The following is a 21634-nucleotide window of genomic DNA, read 5'->3' on the forward strand; positions in this document are numbered from 1 at the left end:
CGATTTCCCAGCCTCCGATAATTATTTTTATTCAGAACGGATAAAGCCTGCACTGCAATCCCTCAACGAAGCATTGCAATGCAGGCATCCCGATCTTCTAACTACGCAGCGATTGCTTTCTTGGTGTAGCGATTCTTGTCGATACCCAATACTGCCGTCAGCTTGTTCGATGCAGCGACATTGCCACCAATCTTGATCTTGCCGCCGAAATACAACTTCTGAATTTCCGGCAGAGTCGACGTCATGACTTTCTCGATCAATGCGGAATCGAGATCAATAGTCACATCAGGTTTATCAAGCTTACCGGCCTTGCAAGAACCCGCGCCGTCCTTGAGATCAATGATCCACTGAGAATCAGGACCCTTCAGATTGAACTGAAATGAAGTCTTGGTTTTGGCAGCAAGGTCTGGATGCTCAGCAATGAACGCTGCAACAACCGAGAACACATCATCTGGACTTGCTGCGTTGACCTGCTCTGCAGCAACTGCGGCAGAACGTGGCTTGCGCACCAAAGCGTCCTTGAAGAACTCGCCAACGCCGCCTTTGATCACCAACTTGCCGCGTTCTTTAACGCTGACTTCAAACAGTACGCGTGTGTCTGATTCTTTCCAGATACGCGTTACCAGCGTATCGCCAGGGAATACAGTCTCGGCAAAGCGCACGCGGATGCTCTTGAACTTACGAGGATCGCCATCACAGCAAGCTTTGATCAGATGACGGCCGATATAGCCGAAGCTGCACAGGCCTTGAAGGATCGGCTTGTCGTAGCCAAACGATTTGGCAAACGCAGGGTCCACATGCAAGGGATTGGTGTCACCGGACAAGCGATACAACAGCGCCTGACCCGGATCAATACGCTCTTCAATGACGATGTCAGCATCGCGTTCTGGTGGCTTGTTCGCATCGCCGCTTGGACCACGATCACCGCCCCAACCGCCGCCGCCACGTACGAAGGCAGTGAACTCGTTATAGGCCAACTCTTCGCCGGTCTCGTCAGTCGTCGAGATTGCCAGCACCGTGACTGCGTGCGGATTTTTGTCGTAAGCGGCTTTCAGTGTGTAGGTATTCTTAAGTTTGGCGCGGCTTGGCAGCAGCGCTTTGATCTCTGTGTACATCTCACCATGGAGTACGCGATCAAAACCAAAGTTAAGACCTGGTAGACCGCCGTTACCGTCATACAAGGCTTGGACGATACCGTTAGCTGGCTGCATTACTGCATAGGTTGGCAGCGCACAGAAATTCTCGTTGGCTTCATGGATCAGTGCCAATTCTTTGGCATCAAGTGGGTCAGCGCCCGCGCCGACGCCGAGGGCGTATAGCGACAGGTCACGTTCGTCATACGAACATTCGCGAACAACACTGGCGCTGCTCGCAGTATCGAGATCAATAAACTGATTGCCACCAAGACTCTTGTGAGCAATGGCTGCGTTGATCACGCCAAACGTATCGTTGATGGTGGTGGGATGTTCGGCATCGGTGAAATCGCCAATCTTTTCCCACTTGTTAGCAACGTCTTCAATGCTGATGTTCTTATTGGTGCCGAACACGTGACCAAGTGAACGTTCCCAACGCAGCTTCGAGAAGTAGCTCGCGCCAACTTCAAACAGGCCAGAAGTTTCCTGACAGCTTTCGTGGCACAACCAGCCAACCAATGGGCTGACGGATTCTGGCTTCAATGCCGCAATCATTTCTGGCGGCATGATCGTTTCAGTCAAACGCGAGCCAGCAATTGGCGCGATGGTGTTGACGTGAATGTTCTTGCTGCGACCTTCAATCGCTAGCGTGCTAGCAAGGCCGTAAATGCCCAGCTTGGCAGCGGAGTAATTGGCCTGACCAAAGTTGCCGTAGATGCCTGCGCCCGAGGTGGTGAACAACACGCGACCGTAACCCTTGTCGCGCATGATCGGCCACGCAGCGTGCGTGACGCTGAACGAACCTTTGAGATGGACCTTCTGAATCAGATCCCAATCTTCAGTGGTCATCTTCTGGAAGCTGACATCACGCAGGATGCCCGCGTTGTTAATAACGATATCGACTGTGCCGAAAGCATCGAGCGCAGTTTTTACGATCTTGTCGCCATGCTCAACGGAATCATAGTTGGCAACGGCTTCGCCGCCCAGCGCCTTGATCTCGGCAACAACCTTATCGGCTGCTGACGATGATTGACCACCACCGTGAATGCCGCCGCCCAGATCATTAACCACGACCTTGGCGCCGCGTGCACCAAACATCAGCGCATGCGAACGTCCGAGACCGTTGCCGGCGCCAGTAACAATGACGACTTTGCCGTCAAAACGAAGTTCTTGAGTCATTTAAATTATTCCGTCGTAAATCTTTAAGCGAATGAAGCCTGCTGATACAGCGTGACGACGCAAGCGCCGCCAAGCCCAAGGTTGTGCTGCAAACCAACACGTGCGTTCTCAATCTGGCGAACGCCAGCAGCGCCGCGAAGTTGGGTAACGATTTCGGTGCACTGCGCCAGACCGGTAGCGCCGAGCGGGTGGCCCTTGCTGAGCAGACCGCCGGATGGATTAGTGACGACTTTGCCGCCATAGGTGTTGTCGCCATCGGCAACAAACTTTTCAGCGCCGCCTTCAGGGCAAAGACGCAGCGCTTCATAGCTAAGCACTTCGTTCTGTGCGAAGCAGTCGTGCAACTCGACCAGATCAACGTCCTGCGGACCGATGCCAGCGATTTCATACACGCGATCAGCTGCAGCGCGTGCCATGTCGGAGCCGACCAGCTTCATCATGCTGCGATCACCAAAGGTGCTTGGATAATCCGTGGTCATCGCCTGACCAGCGATGCGAACCAGCGAAGACTTACCGTGCTTACGCGCGAAGGATTCTGAAACCAACACTGCCGCAGCTGCACCGCAGGTCGGAGGGCAAGCCATCAAGCGCGTCAACTTGGCGTGTGGAAACACAATCGGTGAAGCCAGAACATCTTCAGCCGTCACGACCTTGCGCAGCAACGCCATCGGATTGTGTTCTGCATGGCGGCTAGCCTTTGCACGAACCTGTGCAAAGATTTCTGGGCCAACGCCAAACTTGTCCATGTACTCACGACCCGCGCCGCCGAAGTAACGCAGTGCGAGTGGAATTTCTGGGAACGGGTTGATGTCATCACAAAGCGCATCAAAGCGAGCGAATGGCGAAGGACGATCATCCCAATGGCTCTTCAACGCGCCCGGCTGCATCTGTTCGAAGCCCAGCACGAGGACGCAATCAGCAGCGCCGCTTTCAATCCATTGGCGCGCCATGAACAGTGCCGACGAACCGGTCGAGCAGTTGTTGTTGGTGTTGAAAACCGGAATGCCGGTCATGCCGACGTGATACAGCGCCGCCTGGCCGCAGGTGGAGTCGCCATAGACGTAGCCGACCGATGCCTGCTGAATCTGGTCATAGGTGAGTCCGGCATCCGCGAGGGCCAACTGAACCGCGTCAGCGCCCATCAGATCGTAGGACTTGCTCTGTCCTGGTTTGGTGAAAGGGATCATTCCGACCCCGGCGACATATGCAGACTGGCTCATCGATAACTCCTTGTTGATGAGTGCAGTTTGTCAATTAGCGGTGCTCACCACCCCTCCCCAGGAGGGAGGGTCAAGGCCAAAAATCGGCGTTACCCGACTTCACCCGACTTCTTCCGGCTTTCGTTAGTCAGAATGCTAATTAAGACGTGACGGGTCGCCGCCTCCCATCTGGGGAGGGTCAGAACTCCGCCACTCCGTGTATTTTTAGGCTACCGAAGAACTCTTCACTTTTTAACAATCTCTTGAGCTTCTGCACATGATCAATGTTGATTTACTGGGCGCGCTTGCTGGCGTCTGCACAACAATCGCTTTTGCGCCTCAAGCGTTTCGTGTTTGGAAAACCCGCAGCGTCAGAGACATCTCTTTGACCATGTATGTTTTGTTTTGCAGTGGCCTTGTTATGTGGGTGCTCTATGGCGTCCAGCTTCAGGCTTGGCCGATCATTTTGACCAACGCAGTCACGTTGCTATTAGCGGGCAGCGTCTTGGTGATGAAAGTCATGTTTGAAGTTCCAACCGTGAAAGCCAATGCGTGAAGCCATTCCACTCAACACTTCATATCTGTCCGCGATCAGTCTGAAGACGATCGGCGAACACGAGGTAGAAGTTCCAACTTATTCGCGAACGATTACTCGCAGGATCTGCCATCTGGGCGTTGGCGCGTTTCATCGCTCTCACCAAGCGGTTTATCTACACAAACTACTGCAGCGCGGTTTAGCACAAGGCTGGGGAATCTGCGGCATTGGTCTGCGCCCAGAAGATCAGCGCGTGCATCAAGCTCTGCTCCGTCAGGATTACCTGTTCTCGGTGTGGGAACTAGAAGGCACTAACAAACGCTCCACCGTCATCGGCTCCATCATGGATTACGTCGATGCGAGTACGGACATCAGCGCGGCGTTGGCCGTACTCAGTGATTCAGAAACCTGCATCGTTTCACTCACGATCACCGAAGCCGGTTACTGTTTGCTTGCGAATGGCGACTTGAACCAGCAACACGAAGACATCGTTCACGACTTGGCTCATCTTGATGCGCCTCGTAGTGCGCCCGGATTAATCGTCCGCGCTCTACAAATGCGACGTGATCTCGGCCGTAAGGGATTTACGCTGATGTCCTGCGACAACCTGATTGAAAACGGACATCGCCTGCGCGATTCCGTCATCGGGTTTTCAAAGTGTATTGATCCCGAATTGGCGCAGTGGATTGAGCGCGAAGTCAGCTTTCCCTGTTCAATGGTCGACCGCATTACGCCTGCGCTTGAGCCTGCTCAACGCCAGCAGTTTGAAAATGAATGGGGCGTGAAAGACGACGCGCTGATCATGTGCGAAAGCTGGCAGCAGTGGATTCTTGAAGACAAATTTGTCGCTGGACGCCCTGAGTTCGAACAGGTCGGCGTCGTCATTTCAAAAAACGTTCCTGCCTACGAAGACATGAAAGTTGGATTGCTCAACGGTGGGCACTCCGCTTTGTCGCACATCAGCCTGCTGATGGGATACAGCCAGGTGCATGAAGCCCTCACGGACTCAAGACTTCGCGCTTGGCTCGTTGGCTACATGCAGGAAGTTTCACAAACACTAGAGCCGATCGCCGGAATCAATTTCTCTGATTACCAGACGTCGCTGATTCGGCGCTTCTCAAATCCAGCAATTGCCGATCGACTGACGCGCCTTGCGCAGGACAGCTCTGCAAAATTCCAACAGACCTTATTGCCCCCGTTAGTGAAGCGATTGAGTCTTGGTTTGAGCACAACGCACTTGGCCGCAACGATCGCTTTCTGGATTCATTACCTGGGCATGTTGAAGAGTTCCAATGCGGATCGTGACGCCTATCTGGATCCGCGCAAAGACGAATTGATCAATCTTGCTGCCCATGCCATCGACAGCCAAGATCCAAGCGCTTTCGTCGCCGCCACACTGCAGCTATCACCCGCGCACGCTGAGCGCTTTAACGCCAACCTTGCTCTACAGCTGCATAGCATCCAGAAAATTGACGTGGAAAAGCATGCCGTATCCCTAGAGAGCACCGCCCAACAACCCTAGTACTACCCCACCCCTCCCGACCCGGGAGGGGGCACCCGATCCCTCCCTTCCTATGATCAATCCTGAAAAGTAGAAACGCTGCCGAATGGCACACAAGCATCAGCGATCTGGAGAGAGTCATGGAAGGTTGTACGAGTATTTTTAAGTACGTGCGGACCACGCCCTTGCGCGTGACGCTATCGATGGTATCGACCCTCGCAATCACTTTCGCTTGCCATGCGGCGGATGCGACTCAAGATTCTGGTTCTTCTGCACAGCCTACCGAAACCTCGCAACAGTCCGGCGCAGAAGTCAGCGATTCTTTAGATGAACTGCTCGGCGACACCGGCAGCGCCCCTGCTCAGCCATCGCAGGAAAGCTCAGAACCAGCTCAAACTCCAACAGCAGAAGCTGCCAATGGTAACGATGCATTGGTGCCCGCTCCAGATGCTGCGACGCTTTCGACGATTCCGGTCAATGTTCCAGATGCAAACTCCGTAGCGGATCAGCCGAAGAAGCAATACACCGCGCAAATTGAAGAGATCATCGTCACAGCAACAAAGCGTGAAGAATCTCTGCGTGAAATTCCACAGAGCATCACCGCCTTCTCTGGCGATGCCCTCGAAAAGTCAGCCATTCAAAGTGCTGACCAAATTGTTCGCATGAGCCCGGGCGTCAACCTGATGGACGGTGGCCAACAAGCTGCACATATCACCATCCGCGGCATCTCCTCTGGCCAAGATGCAAACCAAACCACCGGCACCATCTACGGCAACGTATCGCTGACCGATCCTTACCTGCAGTTGGTAACACTCGATCCCAATCCATTCGATCTCAAGAGCGTAGAAATTTTGAAAGGCCCACAGGGCACGCTGTTCGGTGCTGGTGGATTTGGCGGTGCGATTCGTTATGTACCTGCACCACCTGTATTCGGCGTGTGGGAGACCAAGTATTTCGCTGAGTACACCTCCGTCAATGAGAGCGACAAAGGCGCGCCGATCTTCGGTGCGGCATTGAACGTTCCGATTGGCACCGATGACACCGTAGCCATGCGATTGGTCGGTATTCAACGCCGCGATCCGGGCTATTACGACGACACCAGTCGCAATCTGAAAGACATCAACAAGCTCGAACAAACCGGCCTTCGCGGTGCGCTCGCATGGAAGCCGAACGACGCTTGGGATATCAAGCTGCTGTACATCTATCAGACGATGTCGGCTGACGATTACGGATTTGCGGATAACACTGAAGGTCGCTTGAGCAGAGGCACGACGCCAATCGCAAGCCCAACAGACAATAAATTCCAGCTCGGTAATTTCAGCGTCAACTACGCCTTTGATTGGGCCACCGTGACTTCTGATACTGCCGTGATCAAGAAATCCGTGATCTTCGAAAAAGATCAGACCCGTGTACTCGACCCAGGCAATCTGCTGACCATGCTGGGGATCACTGGCTTACAGATCGATACGGTCAACGAAACGAAAACAGCCACGCAAGAGTTTCGTTTAACTTCGCCAACTGATTCTGATTCACCATGGAAGTGGGCAACCGGCGTATTCGGCAGCACAGAGGACTATCACGCCGTCATCGTGGTACCAGCCACCGGCCCACTATTGCCGATTAGCCTGCCACCACTCACCGATGCGATCTTGACGCCAGATGGAAGAATTATTCTTGGCACGCTCAACGTCGACGCCAAAGTTCAGGAACTCGCGCTGTTTGGAGAATTGACACGTCAATTAGGTGATAACTGGTCACTGAGCCTAGGCGCCCGCGCTTATCGCACCAGCTCAGGCGGCACAGTCAACAATGTTGGCATCGCCTTTACTGGCGTTGATCCAACCAATGGAACCGTTGTCGAAAAAGGCGTCAGCCCGAAGGTATCGCTCACGTGGAAGTCCACTGAAGACATCATGAGCTACGCCACCGTCTCACGCGGATATCGCGTTGGCGGTGTGCAACCCGGCATCGTCACCATCGTCGCAGCAGGCGATGCGCCAAAGTTTTTCAAATCAGATTCATTGATGAACTATGAGGTGGGCCTGCGTACAACCTGGCTTGAAAACACACTGCACGCAGATCTTGCGGCGTACTACCTCGACTGGAGCAATCCGCAGACTCGCGTGTTTAGCTCTAAAGATGGTTTGAGCAATTACTTCACCAACGTCGGCAAAGTCGCAGGCAAAGGTATTGAAGGATCGATTGAGTGGTTGCCACCAATTGAAGGCGTTGCACTGACATTCGGAGCGTCTTACAACAAAACGGTCACCAGTGTTCCGTTCAAGTTGAGCGATTCAGAAACCGTACCAACCGGCACACCATTTCCACAGTCTCCAACATGGCAGACCGCAACCACTCTTGCCTATGCACCTGACGTTGGTGATTGGAAGCCAAGCATTGCACTCACGCATACCTACCTCAGCAAGGCAATCAACGATCTGTCCACCAAGCTTTCGATCTTTGGTTATCAGCAATTCGATTTAAATCTGAGCCTGATCAATCCAACGCTTGCATGGTTGCCGAGTATTTCGGTGATTGGCACCAACATCCTAGACGAGCGCGGCATCACCTATAGAAATGGTTCTGCGGCTGGCAGCGCGACCGCAAATTTTGTCGACACCGTTTATACCCGTCCTCGCGCTATCACTGTACGCATCAGCGGCAAGTTCTGAAGATTTGCACCGCCAAATTAACAAGGTGAAACATTGAACAGAAAATTGAGTCAGGCTGCAGAATGGTATGAAGGCGGCGAAGGCAGCACGCTGGTGCTGGTACATGGCTTCAGTGCGTCATGGCGCTTCTGGAAACCATTGCTGCCACTTCTGGAAAAGCACCATCGCGTGATTGCGCTGACTTTGCCTGGCCATGTTGGCGGCGTATCGCTGAAGAAGCGCGCAAGTCCTTTAAGCATTGCAGAAGCTCTCGCTGAACAGCTTCGCGAACGCGGCATCACGCAGGCGCATTTTGTGGGTCAATCACTCGGCGGCTGGATGGTCTTCGAAATGGCGCGCTTGGGGCTTGCTCGTTCTTCAATGGGTATTTGCTCGGCCGGTGCTTTCAAAACCCGCGATGACGTCGTTAAGTTCATGCGCGATGGACAAGCCGCACTCAAGTTCCTGCCCTACGCAGTCCCCATACTCAAATTTATGTCGCGCTTCTCATTTCTGCGCAGAATTGCACTCGCTCGCGAGATGAAGCATGGCGACCGAATGTCTGCGACCGATGCATTGAAACATTTTGACAACCTTTCGCGCCTAGCTATCGCCAAAGAATTTCTTGATGAAAAACTACTTCCAATCCAGCCTCTACCGGCCGACAACAAAGTGCCTCTGCGCGTGCTCTGGGGCGCTGACGACACGATCCTGCCTTTTGAGAGATTCGGCCAGCCTTTGCTCGACACACTGAAATTGCCGTCTTGCGTCATGGTCGATCACTGGCCTCACACACCGATGTTTGATGATCCTCAACGTGTTGCCAAAGAAATACTCGAATTCACACGCGAAGTTGAAAGCAAGGAAATCAGCGTAGCGAGTTAAATCCCTCGCACGGGTACCGTCTCCTCGATCCTTAATCAGGATCTTTTTCAAGCCGCCGATTGGCGGCTTCTTTTTTAGCAGTCACTCCACCCCTCTTTGAGAGGGGCAGCAAGTAGCCGTGAACTAGATACTGTTAGCTCATCGAAATGGCCGCACATAAAGACCAATGACCAATAACATTAAGAAACCGAATGTCGGCACAAAGACTAACTTTGGTTGGCGACTAGACCTGATGTTTGGTCTTGTGGATTTCTTCACACGTATCGGCGTCATTCCGCCTATCGCGCAAGTGACACGCTGGCCGATGAAGAAGCGCCAAGCCATGACGCTCGGAGGACCATTGATTCACCCTCCACTGCCTTCTCGCGTGAAGATCACCGAAGAGACGATTTCGCCTCTAAACGCAGACCCATTCTCCGTTCGGATATTTACGCCAGATGTGGTGGACGCTTCGCGCCCAACAGTGCTGTTTGTGCACGGTGGCGGTTGGATCGCTGGCGGAATGACTTCCTCCGATTATCTTTGCAGCAATGTAGCTGACGGCGTGGACGCGCGAGTCATCTCGGTTGAGTATCGACTGGCGCCAGAGTTTCCATTTCCTGCGGGTCTTGAAGACAGCTATGCAGCCTTATGCTGGATTGCACAGAACAACTCATCAGCAAGCGGAATCGCAGTGATGGGCGATAGCGCTGGCGGAAACCTCGCCGCTGCCTTATGCCTTCTGAGCAAGCAACGCGGCGGGCCGCGCATCGTTCATCAGACGCTGATCTATCCAGTTCTTGATGCAACGTTGCAGTCAGACTCCATGAATAGCTATACGGGCGGCGGTCTCAAGCGCCATGAACTCGTCGGCATGGTCGCGCACTATCTACAAGGAAATGAGTCGCCCGAAAATCCATTGGTCTCACCCTTGTTAGCGCCGGATGTATCGGGTTTACCGCCTGCTTTCATCTTGACTGCAGATTCAGATCCGCTGCGCGACGAAGGCAAGCTCTACGCTGAGAAATTGTCAGCAGCTGGAATTTCTGTGCGCTATCTCAATGTGCTCAACGCGCCGCATGGATTTATATCCCTGCCAAAGCTATGCAAGCCCACCGCTGGCGCAGTGACAGAGATCATTTCTGAACTGCGCGCGATAAAATCTTCCTAGAGAATTTCTGATGAATAAACCGATCTCGTCTTATCCCGACGCACTGCCATTCCCTGAAGTCTATGAAGGCGGCGCGGGAACTCCTTTGGTTTTGATCCACGGCTTTGGTGGCAATTGGCGTATGTGGAAGCCTGTGCTGTCGATCCTAGAGAAGCATCACCGCGTCATCGTCCCGACCTTGCCCGGTCATTCCGGCGGCCTTCCGCTCACTCAAAAAGTCTCGCCAGGGGCGGTCGCTGATGCGCTCGCAGCACAACTGCGCGCACGCGGATTGGATCAAGCACATGTGGTGGGTCAGTCGCTGGGCGGTTACATGGCGATTGAAATGGCGCGACGCGGTGTAGCGCGATCAGTGCTTGCCATTTCTTCTGGTGGTGCGTGGAAGGATGATGCGCGTATGGCTAAAACCATCAAGCAGATTCGCGCAATATTCAAAGTGATGCCTTATCTAAAGGGACCTTTGTCCTTACTGCTAGGCATTAAGGCGCTTCGCAAACTTTTCCTCAGTGGCGATATGGAGCATGGCAACCGTATGTCTGCCAAAGAAGCTCGCGGCATGGTGCATCACGGATTGAACTGCCCAATCGCACTCGAATTTCTGAGCGGCGTTCTGCCGCAGGTAGAGTCATTGCCTGCCGACAACAAAACGCCGATCAGCGTCGTCTGGTGCGAGAAGGACAGCGTGCTGCCCTTCGATGAATTTGGTCAGCCTTTCCTAGACAGATTCGGTCTAAAAACTCACGGCGTACTCGTTGGCTGCGGTCATCTGCCGATGTACGATGATCCAGAAGCTGTCGCTGCTACCATCCTCGAAAATATCCGAGATGTTGAAGGCAGGAAGACCTAGTAGCATTGGTCTCAATGACACAACTCTCTCCAGCGCGTTTGCGCGCTTCGGTTTTTTATTTCTTCTTTGCCAACGGACTTTGTTCAGCGTCGTGGGCGAGCCGAATTCCTGACATCAAGTTCGCGCTCAGTCTCAGCGACGCGATGTTGGGAACGTTGTTGTTAGCCGCGCCGATCGGCCAGCTCCTCTTTGTGCCCGTTGCAGGACAGTTCGTTTCTCATATTGGTTGCCGTCTGACGCTACGCATTACTTTTCCGCTTATCACGCTTGTGATCTTTCTGATTGGTTGTGCGTCGAGCATTTGGCCATTGGCCGCCTTACTGTTCCTGCTCGGCGTCATCAGCAATCTGATGTTCATTGCGATGAATACGCAGGCGGTTGGCGTGGAGATGATGTATGGCCGCGCGATCATGTCTTCATTCCATGGTGGTTGGAGCATCGGCGGCTTCACCGGCGCTGCACTCGGCATGCTGCTGCGCGCGCACGATATTGGCCCAGCGCCGCACTTCCTGATTGTTGCCGTGTTGGTCGCAATCGGCGTGTTTCTGAATGCACATGCCCTGATCGCACACGAAGCGCCACGTGCCGAAGACCGGCCGCCATTATTCGGCAAGCTCAATCCAGCCTTGCTGAGTCTGGGTGTTATCGGATTCTGCGGACTCGCCGCTGAAGGCACGATGTTTGACTGGAGTGGCGTTTACTTCAAACAGATCGTGCAGCCATCAGAAAATCTTGTTTTGCTCGGATACGCTGCTTTTATGACGTGCATGGCGATTGGTCGTTTTGCTGGCGATCGCCTGACTCAGCGTTACGGTTATCTCAAAACGCTTCAGGCCAGTGGTCTGCTGATCTTCACCGGTCTCGCTCTCTCAGCGCTGATGCCCAACATCTACTGTGCAACGCTCGGCTTCATGATCACCGGCTTTGGCGTCAGCACCGTTGTTCCTACGCTCTTCAGTATCGCCGGCCGTTCCGGTATCGCGAATCCCAGCATGGCCATCGCCACGGTTTCCGGATTGGCATTCTTTGGCTTTCTCGCCGCGCCCCCGCTTATCGGCTACATCGCCGAAGCGACCAGTATGCGCATCTCGTTCTTCGTGATTGCCCTGCTTGGACTCAGTATTAGCCTACTCAGCAGCCGTGCCTCGCTGGTGCGTGAGACTGATAAATAAGGCCAATCTCTAATTCCCTACCCAAAACTGCTTTGTCTTAGTCCTGTCATCAATGCGCCATAAAATTCTCATCTCGCTTAAAGCGTAAAAACAAAGCAAGGGAATGTCATGGGTGCACCGCGTCGCAGCAAACCTCGTCGCAAGGGGATTACACGTCGTCAATTTTTGATTCGGGCTGGTGCGGGGGCTGCTGCAATTACCGCTCTGCCAATGCTGCCGGGCTGCGGGCGCAGCGAATCGGTGGTTGGCTCTGATCTGACTGAGAACCCGTTCAAGCATAGCGTTGCCAGTGGCGACCCGATGGTTGATCGCGTGATCTTGTGGACACGCATTACGGCTCCAGTGAACGCGCCTGTGCCGGTGAACTATATCGTTACGTCTGATCCTGAGCTGAAGCACGTCGTCTCAAGTGGTCTTACGCAGGCTACGGCTGAGCACGATTACACCGTTAAGGTGGATGCCACCGGGTTGCAGCCGTTTACGACTTATTACTATCAGTTCTCTGTCGGCCCATTCACCTCGCCGATTGGTCGTACACGCACCCTGCCTACGGGCTCGCCGGAGCGACTGCGCTTTGGCGTCGTGGTATGCGCCAGTTACGCGCATGGACTGTTCAATGCTTATCGCCGAGTGGCTGAACGAGCCGATCTCGATTTCGTTCTGCATTTGGGCGATTACATTTACGAATACAGCAGCGGCGAAGATGGCCATGAGGTCTATGGTGACTTCCGAGCTTATGAGCCAGCACATGAAATTCTGACGCTACAGGATTACCGCACCCGTCACGCGCAGTACAAGCGTGATGTCGATTTGCAGGAACTGCATCGCCAACATCCGATGATCAACATCTGGGATGACCATGAGTTTGCTGACAACGCCTATAAAGATGGCGCGGTGAATCATGGCGAGAAAGGATTTGATGAAGGCGCATGGAGTGTTCGCGTCGCCAATGCGTTGAAGGCGTATTACGAATGGATGCCAACGCGCGAGCCGCATGACAAGGCCAATCCACAACGCGACAACCGCAGCCTAAAGTTCGGTGATCTGGCCGAATTGATCTTGCTGGAAGAACGCGTTGGTGCGCGTGACAAGCAATTGGCTGGCAATGTGCCACCGGAACTCGTCACGGAACTGTTGCCGCCATTGGCGACTTTGCTCCCGATAACACCGTTCACTCAGAGCGGTGCTTACACCGATCCTAAGCGCACCATGCTTGGCGACGATGGCGAGGCTTGGCTGATTGATCGTCTGCGCACCTCTGGATCGCAATGGAAGTTGCTAGGCCAAGGCGTGATGTTTGCACAGCTCAAGGTCGTAGGATTGCCCAATGCCCTCGGCGCATCAATCTATCTGAATAGCGACCAGTGGGATGGCTACGCGCCGGCACGTGATCGCATATTTAATGCGCTTAAGGGCGATGCCACCAACAGCAAGATCGACAACGTCGTCGTGCTCACTGGTGACATTCATTGCTCATGGGGCTGCGATCTCACGCCTGATCCGAATAATCCGCTTGATGCGGCTGGCGGTTACAACTCAATCAATGGCAATGGCTCATTGGCGGTTGAATACGTTTGCACCTCCGTGACTTCGCCGGGCTTGGATGCACTAGCCCCGATTCAAGATGTGCTGCGCGTAAGCAATCCACACATCAAATATGTCGACCTAGCGAAAAAAGGCTACATGGTGATGGATGTAACGCCAGAGCGAGTGCTGGGTGAATGGTGGTATATCGACACCATCAGCGCGCCAAGCAACACACAAAGTTTTGGCACAGCGTTTCAGGTCGCGCCTGGTAGCAATCACTTAGTCGCCGCAAGTCAAAGCACGCCGAAAGACAATGCACCGCCGTTGGCGGGTTAATCAGTAATCTGGGGAGTCACGAATGAACAACCCAACTCAAGCACATCAAATTGTTGATCTTGATTTTTTGATCAACAAACTACGCTACGCAGGACGCTCTGAAATTTCTCCAGAGCGGTTCGGACATGCTTTTGACTATGATCTTTTCGCGCTAGAGCGATTAGCGCATGTTGATCAACTCCACATTAAAGATTGGCGGATGTCTCCCCCGCTTCAAAACTTTATGGAAAACGCGTTAAAAGTGATGGGCTCAGCCGCGCTTTTACTAACCGACATGGACGAGGCTAAAACCTGGTTCAAGCACTATCGCTTTGCGGAGTTCGGCGACAAAACTCCTGAACAGCTGGTGTCCGATGGGCAGCATGCTGTTCTATTCAAGAAATTATCTGTGAGTGCGCCAAGCAATCGTCAGAGATTTATTGAACAGACCAATCCTCAGGCAACGGCCACAGCTCATCCGTAAACCTTAGAGTTCTGGCTTAGTAACGAATTAAAGCCAGAACAATCTCAACGGCGATCAGAACAACGATCGTGATCTCCAGCAGTTGAGCGCGAGTGGCTGACGATTCGTCATAGAGCGCGGTATAGGTATCGCGAACGATAGAGAGCTTTCGATCAACCGCGCTGCTCACATTTGGCACACGAAACAGCTCAATAGCCGCGCTGTAGATTCGCGCCAGATACACATCTTCAGTCACCTGCAGCGCGTTATCGACCTTCTCGGTAAGCTCTGTCACCTCGGCAACCAAGGTGTATAGCCGTCTGGCCAAACTCGCAAAACGCCCAGGCGCAGCGAGATAAGCGGCACGGCGAGTTTCCTCGACGAGGTCGTACATTCTCGGCAGTTCATCGTCCAACAATTCGTCGTAATAGCGCATTTCCAGCAGCTGCGCGTTGGCTACTTCGAGAATATCTGCAACGTCTGAATCTCCGCGCGGTTCATAGATCAGCGCTCGATCCCAGGTTAATACGACAAGATCATCTTCATAATATGAGAACTTGTGGCGCATCAAATCACGTCGTGCGCCTTCAGACAGTGGGCGTTTGTCGCCTGAGAGCAGTGGAACCAGATCAATTCGATTCAGCAGTTCTGTCGCCGTAATCGGCTCATTCCACTGATGCACAACCGCCAGAACATAATCTTCTTGCAGCTTGGACTGACTGGGCTTGAGCAACGCTGGCATTAGCATTTTGACCAGTGGATCAAGAATGTTGGCCCATAAGTCTGTGCTCGACGAATAACCAATGGCCTGATCGATGCCTTCCAGCTTTCTGGAATATTCAGTCCACTCACAGTCTGTGACTGCGGTGCGAACTGAAATGCAAATCACCCCAAAGTCGTACAGGCGAGCGGTGACCGTCGCCATTTCGAAACCTTGCTGCGAAGGCACCTGAACAGCATCCAGCGTTAGAACGACCGGCGGCACACCAAATGAAATGGCTTTAACTGGCGCCGCGCTCAATCGACGACGACTGCTAGAGGTTGGCGAGCGCAACGACCACAGCGCTTCCGCTTTTTCCAGATCAATGGCGTAGGCCACATCGAATAAACGCTGCGCAATAATCGATCCGGAGCAAACAACGAGTTCAGTTTTTTGTTCGGTCATGCGGGGCCTTAAGTGTTGTAACAAAGTTAAGGCGCGAACAAATACTCACGGCAAGCTTGTACATTTCTAAGCGAAATGTCGCCTGTAACATGAGCAATACTGCCAGTCGAATGTGACAGTGGCAATGTCATCGGTGAAAGTTTGTTCAAACTCGTGAACCGTACTGATTCAATTTAAGTTCTTGGCACTTATGCACAAGTTTAGAACAACGATACGCAGTGTCTCTGTGAATTTCTTGTGTCGAAAATGCGACGGTCTGACTGAGGGAATGAATAAAAAAGAGCCAGAGCAATTATTCCGCTCCAGCTCTTATTCACGACTTAATGAAGCCGATAGTCTGTGCCAGCTTAGTTAAGACCAGCTTTGTCCAAACCAAAAGCCTTGTCGTAAATGCCCGGCGTGGTGCGAAACGCGACATTGAGGCGATTCCAGGCATTGATCGTAGCAACGCGGAAAGTCAGCGTTGAGAGTTCCTTGTCGTTGAACTGCGCGCTGACCTCAGCATAGAGCTCATCAGTGACACCGTTTGGGGCGATGCGAGTCAGTGCATCGGTCCATGCGAACGCTGCGCGCTCCTTCGCGGTAAACAATGGTGACTCACGCCAGATGGCGACGTGGTGCAAGCGCAGCTCGCGCTCGCCATGCAGCTTGGCTTCTTTAACATGCATGTCGACGCAGAAAGCGCAGCCGTTCAACTGTGAAGCGAGGATATCCACCAATAGAGACAGCCCACGGTCAATGTGGCCGCTGTTGGCGATGCCCATGCCGATGTCGACAAGCTTCTTCATCAGTTCGGGCGACTGTTGCTGATAGTTCAAACGAGATGGGGCGTTGCTGTTAGTCATGTTCAATTTCCATTAGCGAATCGTAAGGGGGCGATACTCATGTGACGCATTGCATTGGATCGTCATGGTTAAGACGATCCAGCCCCGCGCTTTGTGACATCGATCGTGGAAAGATTTTGTTAGCGACCGAGTGAGGCCAATACGCCTTGCAGTTTGTCGGGATTGCGCTGGATGTAGAGCCCCGCGATTCGGCCAGATTCAGTCGCCGAGAACGCCATGGCGATGGTCTGCACCAACTTGCCAGTTGCGTCATCGACAATCAGACAGCCTGGCATGCCATTCACGCGTGCAGGCTCCATGCGCCAAGCGCTGCTGGCGGGCAGCTTGCAGAAACCAATGAACGTTTTGGCGACGACCAAGCCGCCGTGCAGCGGACGAGATATTGCAGTCGCCTTGCCGCCGCCGTCCGCCAGCATCACCGCGTCTTCGGTCAGCACTTTGGCTAGTGCATCTACGTCAAAATTTTTGACCGCTTCGCTAAAAGCGCTAAATAGACGCTCACGCTCTTCTTCTTGCACTTCTTGGCGCGCGTAGTCCGCTTTTACGTGGTTACGTGCGCGACTCGCGAGCTGACGACAGGCATCTGGACTCTTATCCAGTCGGCGTGCGACTTCGCCAAAGTCCAAATCAAATACTTCATGCAATAAAAAAGCCGCACGTTCCAAAGGCGAAAGACGCTCCAGCGCGAGCATGAATGCCACTGATACATCCTGTGCAAACTCTGCCTGCGATTCCGGATCAGGCGCCCAGTCCGCATCATCATTCAACAGCGGCTCTGGCAACCACACACCGAAGTACTGCTCACGCTTCACCGCAGCCGAGCCTAATAAGTCCAGACAGAGATTGGTCACCATGCGCGAGAGATACGCGCCGGCATGCTCCACCGTGCTTTCATCCACCTTGGCCCAACGCAGCCAAGCCTCCTGCACGATGTCTTCCGCCTCAGCCCGCGAGCCGAGCATGCGGTAAGCCAGCGCACGCAAGCTGCTCGCATGATCGCGGTCATAGCGCTGGGCGCGTTCAGAAAGGGTCATCACGTTTGCTGGAGTCATTCGGGGGCCTAAGTGGATCACATACCCGACATAGACGAAATAGCTCGCCCAAATGTGACATGCCAACGAAATAAGGGGCGAGGCAATGATCGAAATCATCGCCCCGCCCCTTCATTTCACACCATGCCTAGCCGTAAAGCTTGCGGCGGTTATCCAGCGCTGCGCGCATGCCTTGCTCTTTGACGAGTTTGAAGAAAGCGATGTACGCCGGGCTTTGGTGAAAGATCGCATCAAGCTCCGCACCGCTTTGCCACGATGCGAACATGCCCATGTTTTCGTAAAAGCGATTGGTTGCGCTCTTAAGAATGGCCAGATGGTTTGATGGCGTTTTGGCAACATCTAACGCCAATTCGCGAGTCTGCTGATCGAGCGCTTCGCGTGGTGAAACTTGATTGACCAAGCCCAATCTTTCGGCTTCGACAGCGCCAATGAGCTTTGCGGTGTACAACAGCTCGCGCGTCTTACGCATGCCGATCAGCATTGGCCACATGAATACCGTGGGCGGAATACCAAGATCGCGACCAGCAGGATGACCGAATTGTGCGTCTTCGCCAGCAACCACCATGTCGCAGATCGCTAATAGCTCGCCGCCACCCGATAAACACAGGCCTTGAACCTGCGCGATGATCGGCTTTGGAAACTTCCACAGCTGAACCCAATGATCGACCAGACCGAGGATGTCCTGACGATCACGATCAAGATCGACCTTGCCGTCGTAGTTAGCTGGGTACTGGCTGATCAGCCATTCGGATTCGTTAAGGTCATAGCCGACGGTGAAAGCTTTGCCACTAGCTTTGATCACGACCACTGAAACTTCTGGGTCGTAGGCCACTTCTGCAAACAGCGCACGCAATTCGGCCAACAACGTGGCGGATAGCGCGTTGAGTTTTTCGGGTCGATTCAGCGTGACCGTCAGAATTTTATCGGCGCGCTCTGTCAGCAGCGTTTTATAAGTCGTCATTTTTTAGTGCCGGTCGAAGAAGCTTTGGTAGTTGCTCTTGAGCAAATCGCGTCCGATGATCAGCTTCATCACTTCTGACGAACCTGCTGCAATACGGTTGATGCGTGCCTCGGTGAACAAGCGACTGATCGGATACTCATCCATGTAGCCAGCGCCACCGTGCAACTGAAGGCACTCGTCAACAACGCGACCCTGTAGCTCACTGGAAACCAGCTTGGCTTTCGCTGCCTTATTGCTATTGAGCCTGCCAGCGTTGTGTTCAACAACGCAGTGATCAAGATAAAGTTGAACAACGTCGAGTTCAGCTTCTAACGCAGCGAGCTTGAACTGCGTGTTTTGCAGATCAGCAAGACGTTTTCCGAATAGCTCACGCTGCATCACGAAATCGCGGGTTTCTTCAAATGCTTTCCAAGCGCCAGCAAGATTCTGCGCAGTTGAAACCAAGCGCTCTTCAGCAAGACATTCCGTCAGATAGCGGAAACCTTCTCCGACTACGCCCAGCAAATTCTCTTTTGGCACGCGTACGTCGCTGAAGAACAGCTCGGCAGTGTCCTGCGCCTGCATGCCGATCTTCTTTAGCTTGCGACCACGCGTGAAACCCGCCATGCCGCGCTCGACAATGAACAAGCTGATCTGATGGGAGCGTCCGGAAGCATCGCCGGTTTTGGCGGCGACAACCACCAAGTCGGCATTGATGCCGTTGGAGATATAAGTCTTGCTGCCGTTCAGCAGAAAGTGATCGCCTTGATCGACTGCATTGGTTCGCATGCCTGCCAAATCGCTACCGGCCTGCGGCTCGGTCATTGCGATGGCGAGAATCGCTTCGCCGCTTGCGCAGCGTGGCAGCCAACGCATTTTTTGTTCTTCGGTGGCGAATCGGTCGATATACCCACCGGCTACGCGCGAATGCAGCGTGGCGTACCAGTCGGAGGTCATGGTGCGTGCAGATTCTTCGATGATGATCTGGCTGTAGCGGAAATCACGCTCGCCAGAACCACCATGGCGCTCGTCTGGCCAGATCATTAAATAGCCTTGCTCACCAGCGCGACGGAATACTTCCCGATCAACGACGCCGACTTCACGCCAGGCATCCATATGCGGCGCTACTTCATTTTCGAGGAAGGTACGAAACGCTGAACGGAACTCGCGTTGTTCCGCTGTAAATTCACGCATACAAAATCGCCTGGTCGCAATGAGGATTAACTCATTGAAGCCTATGGCTGATTCGGAGGGAACACCTCACGCATTTGCGGTATGGCGGTTCTCGGTCGCAGGGAAATCAATACGGCTAGTAATTTCGCGGCAATTCAATTCGATGTGTTAGTTCTTCATCGATATATTCACCGTGATTGAACATCACTTTGGCAAAGAGTCTGATCGCGCGAATCAAGGTAATAACGGAGAAGACAATAGAGAGCGTCGTGATCCAGCGTTCTTGACTTAAAAACGCCAGCGCTACAAATATCAGGTAATAAAAAAGGTAAGCCATCGCCTGTGGCAAAGCACGCTCATGAGGCACAGCCATACGGTTTTTCATCGTAATCTCCGGCGGTTGAAGACTTGCAGAGAATCCTGTGGGCAAATGACCTTAGCCCTCGCGTTGGCGAATCGCGACGAAATAATCGCTCGAACTGTTGTGAGAATTAGCCTACTTTTTAAGCGTATGAAATCCCAGAAAATTTAAAACTGTCACTTGCGAATGAGGACAGTTTCTTAGCTAAGTTCAGAAACAACCAGTTGGTTACGCCCTGCACCTTTGGCGTTGTAGAGATTGATATCCGCCAACTGATACGCCTTGGAAAGAGCCGATTCAGCCGGAAGTAAAACGGCGCCAACACTGATGGTGACGAAACCGACTTTGCTCTTAACGTGTTCCAGTCCTAGTGCCTGAACTGCTTGCACCATCGCATCGAGGTGGGAACGTGCGCCCTCGGCCGTGCAGTCGTAAAGGAACAAAGCAAATTCCTCACCACCAATACGCGCAGCAAAATCGCCGGGGCGTCTTGCACAATCGTTGAGCAGGAGCCCCACTTTAATTAAAACGGCGTCGCCATAAGGATGTCCGTAATAATCATTAACCTGCTTGAAGTGATCGAGATCGATCAGCGCCAAAACAGACGACTTTCCATACCTGCGGCCAAGACGCATTTGTTGTTCGTAGTGTGTTTCGAACGCGCTTCTGTTTGATAGACCTGTCAGCGAATCTTGATTGGCTGAAATTTCTAAAAGGATATTTGCAGCCCAAGCGCGTCTGACATTGATTCGGTTAAACGCCGAGGCAACCCATACCAGTGTCAGCACAATGAATTCATTAATCCAAACGCTGACATCACGCTGAGCATTGAACTCACTGAAGTAAGCATCAGTGAACCAGATGATTGCGAAGTAGCCGATGAAGAGCGTTGTTCTGCGCCGGAACGTCAAACCGATCAGCGCGAAGGCGGTAATCGCCACCGAAGCCGTGATGGTCGGCACGATATAAATGCCAAGAGTCGTGGCATGCAATCGCAGAATCTCGATGACAGCCACTTCGGCACAGATCGCCAACAGAAGACTGGCCTCCGCTAACTCAGAAGCGACAAAATAAAATTGAAGGAATGTCGCGATAGCAAAAGCTGGAACGATGACGCCAAAGCACAGCCATAGCTCAAGTGACTTCGCACCATCCGGAATAGTGACCAGCCAATAACTCAGCAAGGGTTCCAAGGCAAAACAAATCATCGTCAAAGCAGCAACGGTTAGACGCTGTGCTCTGTTTTGCTGACGTTGCTCTTGCTGAAATCGCTGCTCAAGCTTCTTTGGAAAATAGAAGCGAGTCGCGCCTGATTTTGCGATTTCTTGTAACTGACCAACTTCTTCTGGCGCTAGTCCAAAACTTGTCGTCGTCGATTCAGGCTGTGCCAATTGAAGTTGGTCGACCATCCACTTGCCGGTGGCAGTATCCCAAGAAGATTTTTCTGCTTCTTTGAATGTGGACTGGTCGTTATCGTTCATTTCAAGCTTGGAAGATCTTTCCGCAACACTGATTTAGAAACGTAATGGTTCGAAGTCTTA

The 21634-nt window shown here is 53.0% G+C and carries 18 protein-coding genes; 9 read left to right on the forward strand and 9 right to left on the reverse strand.

Annotation, left to right across the window (positions count from 1 at the left end; translation table 11 throughout):
• Positions 1-101 precede the first annotated feature (101 nt).
• Together CJD38_RS03970 and CJD38_RS03975 are read right to left on the reverse strand one after the other, a co-directional pair.
• Positions 102-2312 carry a peroxisomal multifunctional enzyme type 2 gene (locus CJD38_RS03970; RefSeq protein WP_107939038.1) on the reverse strand — a complete coding sequence of 737 codons (2211 nt, stop codon included), beginning with the start codon at positions 2310-2312 and terminating at the stop codon, positions 102-104.
• A 23-nt stretch (positions 2313-2335) separates the two neighbouring features.
• Positions 2336-3532 (reverse strand): lipid-transfer protein, encoded by a 1197-nt coding sequence (locus CJD38_RS03975; protein ID WP_107939039.1) that lies wholly within the window; start codon positions 3530-3532, stop codon positions 2336-2338.
• A 256-nt stretch (positions 3533-3788) separates the two neighbouring features.
• Between CJD38_RS03975 and CJD38_RS03980 the strand changes: the two genes are divergently transcribed.
• The 9 genes from CJD38_RS03980 to CJD38_RS04020 all read left to right on the forward strand — a co-directional run bounded on the left by CJD38_RS03980 (position 3789) and on the right by CJD38_RS04020 (position 14578).
• Positions 3789-4067 (forward strand): SemiSWEET transporter, encoded by a 279-nt coding sequence (locus tag CJD38_RS03980; protein WP_107939040.1) that lies wholly within the window; start codon positions 3789-3791, stop codon positions 4065-4067.
• On the forward strand, positions 4060-5568 hold the full coding sequence (locus CJD38_RS03985) for a mannitol dehydrogenase family protein (protein ID WP_107939041.1): 1509 nt from the start codon (positions 4060-4062) through the stop codon (positions 5566-5568). Before CJD38_RS03980 ends, CJD38_RS03985 begins: the two co-directional genes overlap by 8 nt.
• Positions 5569-5687: 119 nt before the next feature.
• The gene (locus tag CJD38_RS03990) at positions 5688-8219 is read left to right on the forward strand and encodes a TonB-dependent receptor (RefSeq protein ID WP_107939042.1); all 2532 of its coding nucleotides are present in this window, start codon (positions 5688-5690) and stop codon (positions 8217-8219) included.
• Positions 8220-8252: 33 nt separating this feature from the next.
• Positions 8253-9083, forward strand: a complete 831-nt coding sequence (locus CJD38_RS03995; protein ID WP_107939043.1) for an alpha/beta fold hydrolase — start codon at positions 8253-8255, stop codon at positions 9081-9083.
• Between the two features lie 166 nt (positions 9084-9249).
• On the forward strand, positions 9250-10233 hold the full coding sequence (locus tag CJD38_RS04000) for an alpha/beta hydrolase (RefSeq protein WP_107939044.1): 984 nt from the start codon (positions 9250-9252) through the stop codon (positions 10231-10233).
• A 10-nt stretch (positions 10234-10243) separates the two neighbouring features.
• On the forward strand, positions 10244-11080 hold the full coding sequence (locus CJD38_RS04005) for an alpha/beta fold hydrolase (RefSeq protein ID WP_107939045.1): 837 nt from the start codon (positions 10244-10246) through the stop codon (positions 11078-11080).
• Positions 11081-11094: 14 nt separating this feature from the next.
• On the forward strand, positions 11095-12252 hold the full coding sequence (locus CJD38_RS04010) for an MFS transporter (protein ID WP_107939046.1): 1158 nt from the start codon (positions 11095-11097) through the stop codon (positions 12250-12252).
• A 108-nt stretch (positions 12253-12360) separates the two neighbouring features.
• Positions 12361-14115, forward strand: a complete 1755-nt coding sequence (locus CJD38_RS04015; protein WP_107939047.1) for an alkaline phosphatase D family protein — start codon at positions 12361-12363, stop codon at positions 14113-14115.
• 22 nt (positions 14116-14137) lie between these two features.
• Positions 14138-14578: a hypothetical protein gene (locus CJD38_RS04020; protein WP_107939048.1), complete on the forward strand. Its 441-nt coding sequence runs from the start codon at positions 14138-14140 to the stop codon at positions 14576-14578.
• Positions 14579-14594: 16 nt separating this feature from the next.
• Here CJD38_RS04020 and CJD38_RS04025 read toward each other — a convergent pair whose 3' ends face one another.
• The 7 genes from CJD38_RS04025 to CJD38_RS04055 all read right to left on the reverse strand — a co-directional run bounded on the left by CJD38_RS04025 (position 14595) and on the right by CJD38_RS04055 (position 21574).
• Entirely contained in the window at positions 14595-15722 is a 1128-nt protein-coding gene (locus CJD38_RS04025) for an RMD1 family protein (RefSeq protein ID WP_107939049.1), read from the reverse strand.
• A gap of 347 nt (positions 15723-16069) precedes the next feature.
• Positions 16070-16567 carry a carboxymuconolactone decarboxylase family protein gene (locus CJD38_RS04030; RefSeq protein WP_107939050.1) on the reverse strand — a complete coding sequence of 166 codons (498 nt, stop codon included), beginning with the start codon at positions 16565-16567 and terminating at the stop codon, positions 16070-16072.
• Between the two features lie 119 nt (positions 16568-16686).
• Positions 16687-17619, reverse strand: coding sequence for an RNA polymerase sigma factor SigJ (gene sigJ, locus CJD38_RS04035; protein ID WP_107939051.1), 933 nt, complete (start codon positions 17617-17619; stop codon positions 16687-16689).
• A 127-nt stretch (positions 17620-17746) separates the two neighbouring features.
• Entirely contained in the window at positions 17747-18580 is an 834-nt protein-coding gene (locus tag CJD38_RS04040; protein ID WP_107939052.1) for an enoyl-CoA hydratase/isomerase family protein, read from the reverse strand.
• A gap of 3 nt (positions 18581-18583) precedes the next feature.
• The gene (locus CJD38_RS04045) at positions 18584-19753 is read right to left on the reverse strand and encodes an acyl-CoA dehydrogenase family protein (RefSeq protein ID WP_107939053.1); all 1170 of its coding nucleotides are present in this window, start codon (positions 19751-19753) and stop codon (positions 18584-18586) included.
• Between the two features lie 115 nt (positions 19754-19868).
• Positions 19869-20117 carry a hypothetical protein gene (locus CJD38_RS04050; RefSeq protein WP_146165917.1) on the reverse strand — a complete coding sequence of 83 codons (249 nt, stop codon included), beginning with the start codon at positions 20115-20117 and terminating at the stop codon, positions 19869-19871.
• A 176-nt stretch (positions 20118-20293) separates the two neighbouring features.
• Positions 20294-21574, reverse strand: coding sequence for a GGDEF domain-containing protein (locus tag CJD38_RS04055; RefSeq protein WP_107939055.1), 1281 nt, complete (start codon positions 21572-21574; stop codon positions 20294-20296).
• Positions 21575-21634: the final 60 nt, after the last annotated feature.

The sequence above is a fragment of the Stenotrophobium rhamnosiphilum genome, from assembly GCF_003052265.1.
Lineage (GTDB): Bacteria > Pseudomonadota > Gammaproteobacteria > Nevskiales > Nevskiaceae > Stenotrophobium > Stenotrophobium rhamnosiphilum.

Bases quoted from the DNA above. Each gene is read 5' to 3' on its own strand.
- CJD38_RS03980 (WP_107939040.1), top strand. From the start codon at position 3,789: ATGATCAATGTTGATTTACTGGGCGCGCTTGCTGGCGTCTGCACAACA.
- CJD38_RS03975 (WP_107939039.1), bottom strand. From the start codon at position 3,532: ATGAGCCAGTCTGCATATGTCGCCGGGGTCGGAATGATCCCTTTCACC.
- CJD38_RS04040 (WP_107939052.1), bottom strand. From the start codon at position 18,580: ATGACGACTTATAAAACGCTGCTGACAGAGCGCGCCGATAAAATTCTG.
- CJD38_RS04045 (WP_107939053.1), bottom strand. From the start codon at position 19,753: ATGCGTGAATTTACAGCGGAACAACGCGAGTTCCGTTCAGCGTTTCGT.
- CJD38_RS04030 (WP_107939050.1), bottom strand. From the start codon at position 16,567: ATGACTAACAGCAACGCCCCATCTCGTTTGAACTATCAGCAACAGTCG.
- CJD38_RS03990 (WP_107939042.1), top strand. From the start codon at position 5,688: ATGGAAGGTTGTACGAGTATTTTTAAGTACGTGCGGACCACGCCCTTG.
- CJD38_RS03970 (WP_107939038.1), bottom strand. From the start codon at position 2,312: ATGACTCAAGAACTTCGTTTTGACGGCAAAGTCGTCATTGTTACTGGC.
- CJD38_RS04020 (WP_107939048.1), top strand. From the start codon at position 14,138: ATGAACAACCCAACTCAAGCACATCAAATTGTTGATCTTGATTTTTTG.
- CJD38_RS04055 (WP_107939055.1), bottom strand. From the start codon at position 21,574: ATGAACGATAACGACCAGTCCACATTCAAAGAAGCAGAAAAATCTTCT.
- CJD38_RS04050 (WP_146165917.1), bottom strand. From the start codon at position 20,117: ATGAAAAACCGTATGGCTGTGCCTCATGAGCGTGCTTTGCCACAGGCG.
- CJD38_RS04000 (WP_107939044.1), top strand. From the start codon at position 9,250: ATGACCAATAACATTAAGAAACCGAATGTCGGCACAAAGACTAACTTT.
- sigJ (WP_107939051.1), bottom strand. From the start codon at position 17,619: ATGACTCCAGCAAACGTGATGACCCTTTCTGAACGCGCCCAGCGCTAT.
- CJD38_RS04010 (WP_107939046.1), top strand. From the start codon at position 11,095: ATGACACAACTCTCTCCAGCGCGTTTGCGCGCTTCGGTTTTTTATTTC.
- CJD38_RS04005 (WP_107939045.1), top strand. From the start codon at position 10,244: ATGAATAAACCGATCTCGTCTTATCCCGACGCACTGCCATTCCCTGAA.
- CJD38_RS03985 (WP_107939041.1), top strand. From the start codon at position 4,060: ATGCGTGAAGCCATTCCACTCAACACTTCATATCTGTCCGCGATCAGT.
- CJD38_RS04015 (WP_107939047.1), top strand. From the start codon at position 12,361: ATGGGTGCACCGCGTCGCAGCAAACCTCGTCGCAAGGGGATTACACGT.
- CJD38_RS04025 (WP_107939049.1), bottom strand. From the start codon at position 15,722: ATGACCGAACAAAAAACTGAACTCGTTGTTTGCTCCGGATCGATTATT.